We start from the raw sequence: 14987 nt of genomic DNA on the forward strand, positions 1-14987 counted from the left end.
GTATCACTCCCCCATCACAAACTGTTCGCTGAAACGCACGTCACCTTCGACGAGGTCGTGCATGTCGTTGATGTCGTGGCGCAGCAGCAGCGTGCGCTCCACGCCGACGCCGAACGCGAAGCCGGTGTAGTCGTCCGGGTCGATGCCGGCCGAGCGCAGCACGTTCGGGTTGACCATGCCGCAGCCGCCCCATTCGATCCAGCCGGGGCCGCCCTTCTTGTCGGGGAACCACAGGTCGATCTCGGCGCTCGGCTCGGTGAACGGGAAGTAGCTCGGGCGCAGGCGGCTCTTCGCCTCGGGGCCGAACATCGCGACGGCGAGCTTGTCGAGCACGCCTTTGAGGTCGGCCATCGTCAGGTCCTTGTCGACGGCGAGCGCCTCGACCTGGTGGAAGACCGGCGTGTGCGTCGCGTCGAGCTCGTCGGTGCGGAATACGCGTCCCGGGCAGGCGATGTACAGCGGCACGCCGTGGTTGATCAGGCCGCGCACCTGATCGGAGGAGGTCTGCGTGCGCAGGACCATGTTCGAGCCGACGAAGCCGGCGGCGTCCTTCGCCTGGTTGCCTTTGACGTAGAAGGTGTCCTGCATCTGGCGCGCCGGATGGTCGGGGCCGAAGTTGAGCGCGTCGAAGTCGAACCATTCGGTCTCGACCTCGGGGCCATCGGAGATCTGCCAGCCCATGCCGACGAAGAAGTCCTCGATGTCCTCCATGAGCTTGGGCAGCGGATGGCGCGCACCGAGCGGGCGGCGCCTTACGGGCAGCGTCATGTCAATCGTTTCGGAGGCGAGTTCGGCGGCCTCCTCGGCGGCCTTGACCTCGGCCTCCTTCGTGCCGTACGCGCGCCCGAAGTCGGCGCGCAGCTTGCCCATGAGCTTGCCCGCCTCCTTCTTCTGATCCTTGTCGAGCGAGCCGATCGCCTTGCTGGCGAGCGTCATCGCCGACTGCGCGCCGGCGTACTTGCCGCGGATGGCCTTGAGTTCCTCCATGCTGGAGGCTTGTTCGATTGCGGCGATGCCTTCGGCGACGGCTTGCTGCACCGCATCGGCATCGAATTGCGTGTTCCCTGCCACGAGTTACCTTTCATCAACAGGCGTCTTCTGGCGCGAAATCGCGTCATTCCAACGTTTTATCGACTTCACATTCTTTCAATACGACTCGACATAGCCAACGTCATCAGCATGACCGCCGCGCTCGTGCCGAGATTGAGCGATTCCGCTTTGCCGTAGATCGGGATCGAGCATACGACGTCGGCGCGCGACAGCAGCGCGTCGTCGAGGCCGCGCGCCTCGTTGCCGAAGAGCACCGCCTTCGCGCCGTCGAGCGCATCCCCCTGCCGCACGAGGTCCGGAAGGCTTACGGGCGGCATCTGTTCCGTCCCGTACACGTCGGCGGCGATGACGCTCGCCTTACGGGCCGCGCACATATCGAAGAAGGCGTCCTCGTCCATGCGCAGCACCGGCAGATGGAAGAGCGATCCCGTCGTCGCGCGGATGACCTTCGGATTGAACACGTCGACGCAATCGCCGACGAGGACGACGGCGTCGCAGCCGGCGACGTCGGCGCTGCGGATGACGGTGCCCGCGTTGCCGGGGTCGCGCACCTGCCAGAACGCGGCGATGAACGGGCGCGGCGTTTCGGGTATCGTCGACAGCCGTTCGCGGCATCGTTCGAGGTCTCCGACCGCGAACACGCCCTGCGCATCCCGGCTCACATGGTCGATGGCGTTACGGGTCGCTTTGTGCACGTAGACGCCTTCGCCCATCGCGAGTCCGGCGAGCGATGCGACGGTCGCGTTCGCGAAGGCCGCGTCGGGGGCGTCGCCGTCGGCGGCGACATACAGGTCGCGCACGACGTCGGGCTGCCAGGTGAGCGCCTCCCGCACCGCCTGCGGCCCTTCGATGATGAACCGTCCGCTTCGTTCCCTATGCTTACGGGATGCAAGCTCGACGAGCCTGCGCACGCGTTCTGACTTCGTGTTCGTGATTACATGGTTGTCGATCGGCATACCCGCCACCCTACCGCGATACCCAGTCCTGCCCGTAGGCTTCTCACCACCGTCTCCACCTGCGAATCCTTACGGGCAGCATCTCCACGTACGTCTCCTTACGGGCAGCGTTCTCCTATACACGATTCCCTATGGGCAGCATCGGTATCGGTATTGCTTACGGGCAGTCCCCTCTTATGCTTATGCAGACGTCATCCATGACATGCACGATTGCTTACGGGCAGCACGTTCCCCTTTGCCGATATCGGTCTCTATTTACGCGCGGCATCAGCGCTTGCGCAACCTTACGGGAAGCATCAGCGTTCCTTACGGGCAGCACGTCCCTCTTATCGCACTATCGGCCGTCCTCTTCCTTTATGGGCTGTGTTTTACAGGTAGCTGTCATCTCTCTTTCTCGTGGAGAGCCGCAATCACGATAATGCGTCTGCGCATACGAACGAATGTCCCTCTCCCTCTTGCGAGCATGTTCGGAGATCGTTCTTCAGGAGATTGTTCTTCAAGGGTGTGCCACCGCCGATATCCAGGAAGTCGCCGAATCGTCGACGTCTTTGCGCTGCTTCCCGTAGCTTTCCATACCGTTCCCCGAGGATGCGCGACTGCTACCGGTAAGGCATCCGCAGCCATCCCGCGAGAGCCACCCGTAACGAATGAGTACCTCACGCACGATTGCCGCCGGTAACGCACGAGCGTCACCGGCAATGTGCGACACCACCCGTAGCGCGCGATGCCACCCGTAACGTAACGACGTGACGGTAAGACGCCTCTCGATAACCGAGACGCCACCGCTAACGCACGACACCACCCATAGCGCGAGACACCCCGATAACCGAAACACCACCGGTAACGCGACGGCAGCGCACATCCGCCGACCATCCGCGAATCGGCGATCTCCGCGTCGGCGACGTTATCAGTTGAGTCACAGTCGGCTTTCAGGAAACCGTCGGCGATGATTCGGCGTCGTTCCAGCGATTCCCACGACCGGCCCCAACTTCGGACTTTACGCTGGCGGCGTACGGCAACCGTCGGCACCACCAATACCAACCATACAGACCAATGAATCTTCGAAGGACGACCATGTTCATCATCACCAACGCGATGAGGAACATCACCCGCAACAAAGGGCGCAGCGCGCTCATGATCATCATCGTCGCGATCGTCACCGCGGCGGCCACCATCGGACTCGCCATCGTACAGGCGGCACAGCGGGCGCGCACGGATGCGCTCGCGAACACGACGCTCTGTGCGCAGATCACGCTCGACCGCGGCTCGTTGATGGACAAGTCGCGCTCAAACGGCGCCGGCGACGGCAAGCCGGACATGGACGCGATGCGCGAGGCCGTCGCCGGCAAGACGCTGATGCTCGCCGACTACGAGCAATACGCCAAGACGTCGTACGGCGTCGCGTCGTCGTATTACATCGAGACGGCGTCCGTCGCCTCTGCAAACGATGGCATCGAAGCGGTCGACACGAACGGCGGCACCATCAAGGAGAACGCGGACACGAAACAGTCGACGCAGTCAGACGAGACGAACAACAACGCGCAATCGAACAAAGCAAACGACGGCGCGCAGTCGAATCCGCCGCAGATGCCCGATGCGGGCACCCCTCCGGAAGGCAGCGGCGCGCAGATGACGGTCGGCGACTTCTCACTCGTCGGATTCTCCAGCGACGAGGCCATCGCGAACGCTCCGAACGGCTCCTTCACGATGGACAGCGGCCAGGTCTTCGGCTATGACACCGATGACGATAACGATGTCATCATCTCCGACACGCTCGCCGCTGCGAACGACGTCGAGGTCGGCGACTCGATCGTCGTCGCGAACGTCGCCAACGAGGACACGACGTACACGTTCAAAGTCGTGGGCATCTACAGCAACACGAACGATTCGTCGGCGCCGATGGGCGGCCCGATGTCGTCGAACGCGAGCGACCCGGCGAACGCGATCTACACGTCCGCGTCCACGCTCGACAAGCTCGGGCTTACCGCCGATAAGACGATCGACGTGACTGACGCGCACGGCGACACGCGCGCGATGCAGGCGGCGACGCTCAGCTATACCTATGTGTTCGACGGCAAATCCAAATACGATGAATTCGTCCGCAGCGTAAAGGCTGCGGGTCTCGGCGACGAATACACGGTCACTTCGCAGGACGTGCAGCAATATGAAGCGAGTCTGCTGCCGATAGAGAACCTCGCGAAGTTCGCGAGGACGCTGCTCATCGTGGTGCTGGCGGTGGGCGCCGTGATACTCGTCGTGATGACGATATTCAACATCCGCGAACGCAAGTACGAGATCGGCGTGCTCACGGCGATCGGCGTGCGCAAAGCCAAGGTCGCGGCGCAATACGCGGTGGAGCTGCTCGTCGTGACGCTCATCGGCCTCGCCGTGGGCGTGGGCGTCGGCGCGGGCGCATCGGTGCCGGTGTCGAACGCGCTGCTTTCATCCCAGATCGAGGCGCAGCACACGCAGCTCGCCCAGCAGCGCGAACAGTTCGGCCGCGACATGCAGCCCGGCGGAGGTCCACGTCCGGACGCCGACGCTACGGGCAGCAGCGGCACCGACGCTACGGGTGGTAACTCTACGGGTGGCACCGACGACGTCCCGAGCAACGGGCAGCAGCTTGGCAACGACGTGCGTGACGGCTTCGGCAGGACGTCGCAGGCGATCGCGAAACTCAACGCGACCGTCAATTGGGCCACGCTCGGATGGATGCTGCTCGTCGGACTCGGTCTGACGTTACTGGCGGCATTCGTCGCCGCGGTGTTCGTCATGCGATACGAGCCGCTGCAGATCCTGGCCGATCGTTCATGACACGCCGTGCCGCCATCGTCGTTGCGATCGCCTATGCCCTCGCCGCTCAGCGCGTGACCGCCGTACGATCGGCGGCGCGCGCCCGACCGACGACTTCGCGCACATCGTTACGGGAGGCACGAGCCATCACCCGTCGTCATCGACGACACGCCGCACACAGACACCACAAATAATCATCAAATAATCAGGCATCTATCGATTTCAAAGGAGCACATCATGACGAAGACACCCATGCCGCAGACAGATACAGTGCACGACGAGGACGTCGCCCGTAAGTCGGTGCTTGTTCTGGACGACGTGAGCTACGCCTATGCGAAAAACGGACGGAACGTCATCAGCCACGTCAGCACATCGTTCCGCAGCGGCGAAGTGACGGCAATCGTCGGTCCGTCGGGCGCCGGAAAGACGACGCTGCTGTCGCTGATCAGCGGCCTGACCACACCGACCGCGGGCGCCGTGCTCTTCGACGACCGCGATCTGGCGACGATGGACCGCTACCGGTACCGCAGTCGCGACATCGGCGTCATCTTCCAGAGTTTCAACCTGCTGCCGCAGCTCACCGTCCTGGAGAATATCATGTTGACGATGGATGCTTCCGGTAAGCGTTTCGACCGCCCGAAAAAGGACATCGCGCTCGATCTGCTCAAGCAGGTGCATCTGCCCGAACGATACGCAAACGAACGCATCCTGCATCTGTCCGGCGGCGAACAGCAGCGCGTGGCGATCGCCCGCGCGCTGAGCGACGACCCGCGCGTCATCATTGCCGACGAGCCCACCGGCAACCTTGACGGCGCGACGCAGGCGGACATCATGCGAATCTTCACCGATCTGGCACACAAGGACGGCCGCTGCGTCATCATCGTCACGCACAGTCCGCAGATCGCCGAGCAATCGGACACGGTGTTCAGGCTGAATCCGCGCCCGCTACCGGCGACGTGTGCTACCGGTAGTGGGCGCCGTTCGCCGCATCGCAGTCGATAACCATTACGGGCGGCAATCACTACGGGCAGTAATCACTACCGGTAGTAGTCACTACCGGCAGTAGTCACTACGGGCAGCGCATCCGTTATCGGCGCCACACGTGCTACCGATAACGGCGTACGCACTACCGGTAGCAACAACTACCGGTAGCACTGCACGCGCTACCGATAACGACAACCACCGATAACGACGCGCGGTGTCGACGCGGCTTGCCGCCGTATCGACACCGCGCGTCCTCTCCATTCGCCCACGCCGCACACTGCACACGACACATGCGGCGAGCTCTCAGTTGCCCATGAACGAGAACGTCCCGGCGAACGCGGCGCTCACCAATGCGATCGTCGGCAGCGCGGCGCAACCGATAAGGAACCACCAATCGCGCGCATGCACTTCGCTCACACGCGCGTGGCTGCGCGGGGCGACGCCGCCGAAACCACGCGCCTGCATCGCCGTCGCCAGCGTCGTCGATCTGCGGATGGACAGCACAAGCAACGCGAACGCCTGAGGGAAGAACGCAGCGACCTTGTTGTCGTCGCCGAGTCCGCGCGAGCGCCGCGACGCCGTGAGCGCCGTCCAATCATCCTGAAGCACCGAGAACAGCCGCATTCCCGCCAATCCGCCGTAGACGAAACGATCGGGCAGATGGAGCAGCTCGCTGAATCCGTCGGCCAGGTCGGTCGCGTCGATGCCGAGCACGGCGATGATCGCCGGAATGCCGATTGCGAGGATGCGCAGCGCCGTAGCGAGCGCCAGCTGCGCGGAACGGTCGGTGACGGCGATCCACCCCCACTGCCACCAGACGTCGCCGCCCTGCTTGCCGTACAGCAGCACCGCGAGCGCCGATCCCGGCGCACCAATGAAGATCGGCCATGTCGATTTGATCACCCGCCACGGCGTGAAACCGATGATCATCAGCACGAGGAATTCCGCCGCAAGCGCAACGGTGGCGGAGACCCAATCGAGGCTGAGCAGAAGCGGCAGCGACGCCAGGAACGCGCCGCCGAGCCGGAACACCGGGTTGAGCGACGCCAGATACGGCGAACGACTCGCCGGCTTGATGCGATCGTGCCGTTCGTTGACGGCGCTCACCTGCACGATCTGCTCGCCGTGCATCGCCGCATCCGTCGTCTTCGAGGTCGATGACGCCGCCGACGCCGCCACGACGTCGACATTTTCATCATCATCGTCGACACGCCCACGCTTACGGGTGGCACGTTCATCATCGTCGACACATCCACGCTTACGGGTGGCACTCCCTATGCCGTCCGTAGCAGCATCGGCATCGTCGATGCCGACGACGGCGCGCTTCGGCGCGACACGACTACCCGTAACCGCGTCGACGTTATCAGCAGCACCGCTGGCAGCGCCACCCCTAACACCGCTACCCGTAACGACACAACTACCCGTAACGACACAACTACCCGTAACGACACGGTCGTCCGAATCATCGTCATCCGCAGCATCGTTGTCGCTACCGGCAGCGCCGCCACCCGTAACATCGCTACCGGCAGCACTACCCATAACATCGCTACCGGCAGCACTGCGCGCACCGCCCGTAACGCGACAGCCGCCCGCTTCGGCGGCGACGAGTTCGACGACCCTCGCGCCGAGCGCGGTCACCAGCTCGCGGTCGTGCGTCACGACGATGATGCTCACGCCGTCGCCGCGCAGACTCAGGATGAGCCGCACGATCTGCATCCAGGTGCGCCGGTCCTGCCCGAAGGTCGGCTCGTCGAGGATGAGCACCTTCGGCGCGGCGGCGAGCGCGGCGGCCACGGTGAGCCGTCGTTTCTCGCCACCCGAAAGCGTGTACGGGTTCACATCCGCGTACTGCGCGAGATGGAAACGCGCGAGCAGCTCCTGCGCGCGCGCACGCGCCGTCTCCTCGTCGATGCCGGTGCGTCGCGGCCCGAGCATGACCTCATCGAGAACGCTCGAGCACGCGAACTGATGCTCCGGATTCTGGAACACGTACGAGATGCGCGACGCGAGCTCCGTCGAACTCCAGTCGATCGGCCATGCGCCGTGCGTCCCTTCGGCGAGCGATGCTCCGGCCACGACACGCCCGACGACCGGCTCGAGCAGTCCCGCGAGCGTGAGCGACAACGTCGATTTGCCGGCGCCGTTCGCGCCCACGAGCGCCGTGATCTGCCCGGGGCGGAACGACACGCCGATGTGTTTGGCGATGGCGTCGCCGTTCCTGCCGATGCCGAGGTCGTCGGTGCTCAGCACGATGTCGCCGCGGCCGCGCGCGGGGTCGCAGTCGGGCTCGCCGTCGACGTGCATCCGCGTGATCTCGTCGCCCTGCCGCCGGTAGCGTTGGGGCACCCAGATGCCGAGTTCGGCGAAGTCGATCGTCTCGTCGCCGAAGACCTCGTCCGGCGTGCCGTCCGCGATGACGACGGTGTTGCGAAAGCCGTCGCGCGCGATCTCGTCGTCGTATCCCTGCTGGCTGACGGCGCGTTCGTCGTCGTTTTTTTCGAGGCCGAGCACGACGACGCGGTCGATGAGGTCGATCCAGCGGTCGGCGCGGTGTTCGACGAGCACCATCGTGCATCCCGTACGTTCGAGCACGTCGCGTACGGCGCCGACGATCTGCACGACGCCGTCGGGATCGAGGTTCGCCGTCGGCTCGTCGAGCAGCAGCACCTTCGGTTCCATCGCAAGCGCGCCGGCGAGCGCGAGACGCTGCATCTGTCCCCCCGACAGATGCATGACGGAGCGGTCGAGCTGCAGTCCTCCGAGTCCGACTGCGTTCAGCGACGCGTCGACGCGCTCCCATATCTCTTTGCGTGGCACGTCGAGGTTCTCCGGACCGAACGCCACGTTGTCGCCGATGCGCTGGAAGATCGCCTGCGCGTCCGGATCCTGGAGCACGAGTCCGACGGCGCCGCGCGCGCGGTGCACTTCGACGCCATCGATGTCGATGACGCCTTCGGTGACGCCGCCGTCCGCGTCCATGACGGGCTCGTCGCCGTCGTGTTCGGCGAGCGTGGCTGCGTCCTCGTCGCCGAGCAGTCCCGCAGCTCCTTCGAGGATCGTCGATTTGCCGATTCCCGACGCCCCGAGCAGCAGCACATGCTCGCCCGCATCGATCGTCAGGTCGAGGCCGCGCACGGCAAATCGTTCGCGTGACGCGTGGCGGTATCCCCATTTGCGCATGCGCAGCGTACCGCCACGGCGCACTTCGTGTTCCTCTCCGTTCGCGCGATCGGCCACACGCGTCGCCGACGTGGTCGTGTGTTCGTTTGTCTGAGGCACTCGAATCGTTTCCTTTGCTTGAACTCGTTGCGCATTCGCCGCCGACCTGCGCCGGCAGGTGCCGCCCCTAACGTTACCGGTGGCACCCGTCGGCGAACCGCCCGTCACTTTCACCGCTACCGGTAGCGTTCCGTTACAGGTAGCACCACTGTTACGGGCAGTACCGCCGCTACGGGCAGCACCACCGCTACGGGCAGCGTTCTCATTACCGGTAGCGTTCCGTTACGAGCAGTCCTATCGTTATGGGCAGTACCTCCGTTATGGGCAGCGCTTCCGCTATGGGTAGCGTTCCGTTACGGGCAGCACCACTGCTACGGGCAGCATCCCGCCGACGCGTCGTCCACCATCCGTTACGGGCGCCACCCTGCGATGTGCCACCCGTAGGATCTGCGGAAAGGCGACGTGCACCTTCCGCATCGCACCGCCACATCCGCATCGCGTCATGCATCGTTCGCTTCCGTGGTCTTACGGGCGACATCCCCCGATGCACTGCCCGTAAGCGTCGACCACAGTCGAAAACGACGTGTCCCATGGCGCTACCCGTACGCGTCGGCGGTACCCTCCGATGTACCACCCGTAGCGACGGATGCAGATGACGGCTGCGACTCGCGGCCCTGTACGGCGAATCCGACAGCGGCGACGATCGTCGAACACTGCCACCCGTAGCGATGAATTCGCCGATGCCGACGATTGCCCGTAGCACGACAGCTGCCAGTAACGGCGAAGATCGCTACCCGTTTCTCCTGAGTACACTGACCTCCGCCACCGCGACCGTCGTCCCGCGACGCCCACGTCCGCTACCTGCCGAGCGCCGTCTTCTTCGCTCGACGGATCCGGCGTCCCGATTCGAAATCGTCGAGGGCACCCGTCTTCGCGATCGCGATGTAGAGGTACCACATCGCGACGCCGGCAATCAGCGCACCGGAGGCGACGGTCGCCAGCAGATAGACGACGCCGTACGTCTTTCCAACATCGATCGCCTGCAGGTTCGTGAAGAATGAGTACGCCCAGCAGCCGACGCCGCTCAACGCGCCCGAAAGCACCGTCGTGCCGAGGTTCCATTTGCGGTACAGGAACACCGCGAAGCCGATTTCGGCGCCCAGACCCTGGGCGAAGGCGATGAGGAAGGTGCTCACGCCGCCCCACATGTTGCCCATGAGCGCCTCAAGCACGCCGGCGACGAGCTCCGCGTAGAGCGCCGCACCCGGCTTGCGCACGATGATCGCCGCCAAAGGGCCGGCGAACAGCCACAATCCGTTGATGATGCCGGCGAGCCCCGGTACGACGGCCTCGAGAAACCCCCACGGGGCCGCGGAGAAGAAGGCGACCAGCCAGTAGATCAGCGCGGACGCGACGCCCACGACGGAAGCCACGGCAATGTCGACGACACGCCATTTCATATTCGGTTTCGCTTCGATGATGGAAGCAGACATAACTTGTGCCTTTCTTGTCTCGCCATGGCGACGAATCGCCATGGATGTTCAGGCACGGGAAATCTACGACGTCCGTGCGCCGGCATTGTCCGGATTCACGTTCAATCGGTCGAGGTACGCCCTCTCTCAGCCGGCGTCCGCACGATGCGTCATCGTGCGGACGTCAGCCCCCGTGTCGCCCAAAAGTCTATGACGACCCGCCGACCGTGGACGACGTCGCCGCCGCGCCGAGCGACACCGTCCGCGCAACGTCCGCGCAACGTCACTCGACGTCACTCGACGTCCCTGTTCGGGATCTGTTCGACATTCGTGCAACGCCCGCGCAACGTCCCCGCATCGCCCACGCATCGCCCACGCATCGCCCACGCATCGTCCACGCATCGTCCACGTGATGTTCACGTGATGTTCACGCGACGCCGACAATCGCCACGGCGACTATAGTCATGCTCAGTATCGTATGATCTTATGGGCGGCAGGACGTGCAGCCGCATGCCGCACCTAACGGAAGGCCGATATGCAGTTCATCATCGTGGACAACGACCCGCGCGCCGCGGACAGCGTCGCAGGATTCATCAGATCCGCCTATCCCCAGGCGATCATCCATCAGCTGCGCGGCACCGAGCAGAACATCATCGAGGAATGCGACGTCGCCGACCTCGTTGTGATGGACATGCAGCTGTTGAACGAATCAGGCCCCGAGCTGTGCGCGAGGCTGCGCAGAACCAATGGACGCACGCCCGTGCTCGGCATGACCTGCTTCCCGAAGGCCTACTATGACAAGCAGTTCCGCGCTGCGGGCGGTCAGGGGCTCGCGCACAAGGAGGAGCTCAGCAAGTTGCTGACGATGGTCAAACTCTTGCTGCGCGGCGGCGCCGAGCCGGGATATCTGCCCCCGGAAGCCGCGCAGCGTGCCGTGCTTGAGCGCGACGCCCGCGCGGAGGCGACGGGCGACGAGGATCGGCTCAACACGCTGACGCCGACCGAACGCACCGTGTACCGTCTCATGAGCGAATACGGCAACGATCCGTCGCGGATCGCCGAGCAGCTCGGCGTCAAACCTTCGACGGTGCGCACCCACATCCGTGCGATCCGCTGCAAACTCAATCTGCCGACGACGAAGGACCTCATGCGTCTGCTGCTGCGACGTCGCAAGCGGTAGCGTCCGCGCATCACCGTCCGCCGCTGTCGATGTCGACGAATCGACTGATGGAAACGTGCCGATATTCGCGACAACGACTGCCGCTTATACGCGACCTCGTATGCGCGCATGCATTGCTCGCGTACGTCATCCGCGCATTGTCCCTGTCATCTTGATAGGCGATGCGACGCTTCCGCGCCGCCGCCCGTGGTATCGTCGACGCCGCATGCACCGACCCCTCCGACCCGTGCCACCCGTAGGATTTCACGACAGCCGCCCGTAACGATGCGCTTGTGCTACCCGTAAGATTCCGCGACTGCTACCCGTAAGACTAGGGCGGCGCACGCGCTGCCCATAAGAGCAACGCACGCGCCGCCCATAGCGATGCTTTTGGGGGGTCAACGATGCTTGAACAGTTTGAAGAGCTGCGACTGGCGCACCGTGAGACCGGTGACCACGGCCGCGATGATCACCGCGGCGGCCGTCGCCAACGGCGCCCTGCATGCGGTCTGGATGACCGTCTGCGCATCGGACGGCGCCATCCGCACGCAGTAGGCGCATATCAGCGCGCAGGCGCTCACGGCACCCAGCGCCGACCAGACGAACGCCTCCACCCCTATGCCCAACAGCTGCGCGCCTTTGGACTGGCCTGAATGCAGCGCGCCGGCATATTCCAGACGTCTGCGTTGCACGGCATAGACGCCGATCGCCACGCCGCACAACGCGGCGAGCACCGGCACCCATCGGGTGGCGCGCGCGACATACGTCCTGTACGGGTCGTATTGCGCGTCGAATCCCTTGTTCACGCCGATGACTGCCGCCTGCATGCTGCGGCCGTCGGCGATCAGCGTGGAGTACATCAGGTCACTCGCCTCCTGCGAATGCGGCCATTGCCTCACCCAGCATTCGTTGAACCGCTCCCCCGAAGCCTGCCGCGGAATCAGGAACGTGTATGAGAACCGGGTGTCGCGTCCGTCATTGGGCCACGCATACACCTGTGCGACTTCCATGACGCCCTGACTGGTCTGTACACGGCTTCCTTCACTCAGGCCGAAGTCACGTGCCACGTCTTCGGGAATCCACACGCCGGAGGTATCCACCTTCGTGATGTGCGCATCATTGGATGCGATGAGCTCGAGCATGCCCGGACTGACTTCGAACGACTGCAGCGCCTTGCCCGGCGTGGACAGCAACGCAATCTCCGCGCCGGCATCCACGGCGCCCGCATGCATGCCAGCGCTTGCGGTACCCTCCGGCAGCCCATCGCATGCCACGCCGTCCACACCGCCGTCCGTGGCGATCATGTCGGCGTCGGCCAGCGCATTCACGCGCGTCTGCACCTCCTGCTGCATCGTGATGATGTCGTATGCCTCATAGCCGCCGAACAATACGCCGCACAGCAGCACGGCGAGGCACAGGACGACGGCGTGCGCCGTACCGGAGTCGATGTTGCGCATGGCTTCGGAGAACACCGAACGGATCTTCATGGCTGCTGCACCTCCTCGTCTTCCCGTGGCGCATAGTGCGCCAGATCGATGATGCGCCCGCAGGCGTCCCGCGTATCGGGGTCATGTGTGGCCACGAGCACGATCATGCCCTGTCCGGCCAGATTGCCGAGCACATGACTCACCGAGTGCGCGGTGCGCGTGTCCAATTGGGCGGTGGGCTCGTCCACAAGCAGCATGTCCGGATGCGAGCACACGGCCCGTGCGAGCATGAGCCGCTGCGCCTCGCCGCCGGACAGGTCACTGAACCGCCTGTCGGCGGCGTATTCAAGATCGAACATCCCCATGGCTTCCAACGCCTGCGGTTCGGCCTGTCGGCGGGTCATCCCCTTGGCGAGCAACGGGAACACCGCATGGTCCAGCGCGCTGCGGTTGGCCACGCCATACGGGTTCTGGAACACCCAACCGGTGCGCGTGATTTCCTCACGTCTGACCGAGCCGGCGTACGGCTTCTCCCACCCGGCCAGAATGGACAGCAACGTGGACTTGCCGCAGCCGGACGGCCCGCATATGGCCACGGTACTGCCAGGTTGCACAGTGAAGCTCAGATGTTCGAACAACAGATCGGTGCCGGCGAAACGATGCGCCAAATCCTCCACAACCAACTGCATGATCACTCGCAATGCAACGTGTTGAGCTGCGGCCCGATCACTACGGTCTTGATCTGGCCGACGTTCCCGTTGACCGGTTGCACGAGGCTCGCGCCGAGCTCGCTGCTGATGATCTGCACAGGCATCGCGGAGACGTCATCGGAGTTGCGCACGGCGATGCACGCGGCCGTGCCATCGACGTCGAACACCGCGGCCGCCGGCACACGTAATACCTGGATGGTGTTGGCGAACGTCACCTGGGCGTCTATGCCCGCCGCACGTTCCTCCGGCGTCTTGCTGGCGTAGGCTTCCGTCTGCGCGATCTGCCGCAGTGTCTCGGCGTCGGTGATCTCCACGCTGCCTGCCGGCAACGCCGAGGTCACGCCGCACACGGTGATGCTGCGTTCCTGATCCGACGGCCGGCCGCCACGGATCGTGAGCTTCGTCAACGTGCCGGGAACCGTGCCGATCGCGGTCGCCGCGCTGACCGTGGCGCCCTGCTGTGCGCTCCAGTTGCGCACATTGACCACGTCTGCGGGAATCCACATCGTATCGGCGAGGCTCAGCTCCTCGGTGCCGGCGTTGCCCGAGTCGATCATCAGCTGTCTCCAACCGTTGCCGGTATTCCAATTGAACACATCCGAACCGGGCACCGAATCGTATCCCAACCTGCTCAGTTCGTCATTGAGCGAGCGCACGTCCTCGCCCTTGTCGCCGGTCTTGAGATCCCGGAACAGCGGCGTGTCCGTATGCAGCGCCACGACCACTCTGTCGTTGACCTGGTAGACGCGCGTGCCCGAGCGAATCTCATCATCCGTCCAGTTTTCCGTCACGATGCCGGACGCATTGCCGAGCAGTTCCTTGTCCGCGGAGATGGTGGGCACCACGTTGACCTGTTGCGCGCCGGAGTAGTCCTGTACGCTGGCACCCGCCGACGTCAGCGTCCTCGCGGCGCCCAATGTGACCGGAGCCCTGTCCGGCAGCCATAACGCGCATGCGCATACGGTCAGTGCGGCCACGGTGATCGCCGTGAGCAGCACCCACGTCCATGCCGCGACGCCATGTCTCATGTTACGCCGCTTGCGCTGCTTCGTTCCCTGATGAACCATAGGTCTTCCCCCTCCGACCGGCTTCCCTGCCGTTACGTTCCGTGTATTTATCGTTCAGTGATACAGGCGATAAACGCGCAATGCAACCAATCTACGCATTTTGCGCATATGGGTCCCCCGGCGTGTCGCATATACGCAAAACGCGCAAGT

The 14987-nt window shown here is 64.2% G+C and carries 10 protein-coding genes; 3 read left to right on the forward strand and 7 right to left on the reverse strand.

Features of this window, described 5'->3' with window-relative positions; all coding sequences use genetic code 11:
- Nucleotides 1-3: 3 nt before the first annotated feature.
- Nucleotides 4-1071 carry a phenylalanine--tRNA ligase subunit alpha gene (pheS, locus tag G606_RS0100655; protein WP_026644380.1) on the reverse strand — a complete coding sequence of 356 codons (1068 nt, stop codon included), beginning with the start codon at nt 1069-1071 and terminating at the stop codon, nt 4-6.
- Between the two features lie 65 nt (nt 1072-1136).
- Nucleotides 1137-2006 (reverse strand): TrmH family RNA methyltransferase, encoded by an 870-nt coding sequence (locus G606_RS0100660; protein ID WP_026644381.1) that lies wholly within the window; start codon nt 2004-2006, stop codon nt 1137-1139.
- Nucleotides 2007-3080: 1074 nt separating this feature from the next.
- Here G606_RS0100660 and G606_RS09290 point away from each other — a divergent pair.
- The gene (locus tag G606_RS09290) at nt 3081-4820 is read left to right on the forward strand and encodes an ABC transporter permease (RefSeq protein WP_034523280.1); all 1740 of its coding nucleotides are present in this window, start codon (nt 3081-3083) and stop codon (nt 4818-4820) included.
- A 231-nt stretch (nt 4821-5051) separates the two neighbouring features.
- Nucleotides 5052-5801, forward strand: coding sequence for an ABC transporter ATP-binding protein (locus tag G606_RS09295; protein WP_051198397.1), 750 nt, complete (start codon nt 5052-5054; stop codon nt 5799-5801).
- A 285-nt stretch (nt 5802-6086) separates the two neighbouring features.
- On the opposite strand, the gene G606_RS11350 is transcribed toward G606_RS09295, so the two are convergent.
- Together G606_RS11350 and G606_RS0100680 are read right to left on the reverse strand one after the other, a co-directional pair.
- On the reverse strand, nt 6087-8963 hold the full coding sequence (locus tag G606_RS11350; RefSeq protein ID WP_231371384.1) for an ATP-binding cassette domain-containing protein: 2877 nt from the start codon (nt 8961-8963) through the stop codon (nt 6087-6089).
- A gap of 896 nt (nt 8964-9859) precedes the next feature.
- Nucleotides 9860-10495, reverse strand: coding sequence for an ECF transporter S component (locus G606_RS0100680; RefSeq protein ID WP_026644383.1), 636 nt, complete (start codon nt 10493-10495; stop codon nt 9860-9862).
- Between the two features lie 514 nt (nt 10496-11009).
- On the opposite strand from G606_RS0100680, the gene G606_RS0100685 reads away from it, so the two are divergent.
- Complete coding sequence (locus G606_RS0100685) at nt 11010-11654, forward strand: LuxR C-terminal-related transcriptional regulator (protein ID WP_026644384.1); 645 nt, start codon at nt 11010-11012, stop codon at nt 11652-11654.
- A gap of 377 nt (nt 11655-12031) precedes the next feature.
- On the opposite strand, the gene G606_RS0100690 is transcribed toward G606_RS0100685, so the two are convergent.
- From G606_RS0100690 to G606_RS0100700, 3 genes are read right to left on the reverse strand one after another with little or no spacing between them, the layout of a single operon-like run.
- Nucleotides 12032-13120 carry a hypothetical protein gene (locus tag G606_RS0100690; RefSeq protein WP_026644385.1) on the reverse strand — a complete coding sequence of 363 codons (1089 nt, stop codon included), beginning with the start codon at nt 13118-13120 and terminating at the stop codon, nt 12032-12034.
- The gene (locus tag G606_RS0100695; RefSeq protein WP_034523286.1) at nt 13117-13749 is read right to left on the reverse strand and encodes an ATP-binding cassette domain-containing protein; all 633 of its coding nucleotides are present in this window, start codon (nt 13747-13749) and stop codon (nt 13117-13119) included. The genes G606_RS0100690 and G606_RS0100695 overlap by 4 nt, the downstream gene beginning before the upstream one ends.
- Nucleotides 13750-13751: 2 nt before the next feature.
- Complete coding sequence (locus G606_RS0100700) at nt 13752-14837, reverse strand: hypothetical protein (RefSeq protein ID WP_051198261.1); 1086 nt, start codon at nt 14835-14837, stop codon at nt 13752-13754.
- Nucleotides 14838-14987 lie beyond the last annotated feature (150 nt).

The organism is Bifidobacterium sp. AGR2158, assembly GCF_000424225.1.
GTDB classification, from domain to species: Bacteria; Actinomycetota; Actinomycetes; order Actinomycetales; family Bifidobacteriaceae; genus Bifidobacterium; species Bifidobacterium anseris.

Excerpts from the sequence above, each read along its gene's own strand:
- G606_RS09290 (WP_034523280.1), top strand. The coding sequence starts at position 3,081 with ATGTTCATCATCACCAACGCGATGAGGAACATCACCCGCAACAAAGGG.
- G606_RS0100700 (WP_051198261.1), bottom strand. The coding sequence starts at position 14,837 with ATGGTTCATCAGGGAACGAAGCAGCGCAAGCGGCGTAACATGAGACAT.
- G606_RS09295 (WP_051198397.1), top strand. The coding sequence starts at position 5,052 with ATGCCGCAGACAGATACAGTGCACGACGAGGACGTCGCCCGTAAGTCG.
- G606_RS0100685 (WP_026644384.1), top strand. The coding sequence starts at position 11,010 with ATGCAGTTCATCATCGTGGACAACGACCCGCGCGCCGCGGACAGCGTC.
- G606_RS0100690 (WP_026644385.1), bottom strand. The coding sequence starts at position 13,120 with ATGAAGATCCGTTCGGTGTTCTCCGAAGCCATGCGCAACATCGACTCC.
- G606_RS0100660 (WP_026644381.1), bottom strand. The coding sequence starts at position 2,006 with ATGCCGATCGACAACCATGTAATCACGAACACGAAGTCAGAACGCGTG.
- G606_RS0100680 (WP_026644383.1), bottom strand. The coding sequence starts at position 10,495 with ATGTCTGCTTCCATCATCGAAGCGAAACCGAATATGAAATGGCGTGTC.
- G606_RS0100695 (WP_034523286.1), bottom strand. The coding sequence starts at position 13,749 with ATGCAGTTGGTTGTGGAGGATTTGGCGCATCGTTTCGCCGGCACCGAT.
- G606_RS11350 (WP_231371384.1), bottom strand. The coding sequence starts at position 8,963 with ATGCGCAAATGGGGATACCGCCACGCGTCACGCGAACGATTTGCCGTG.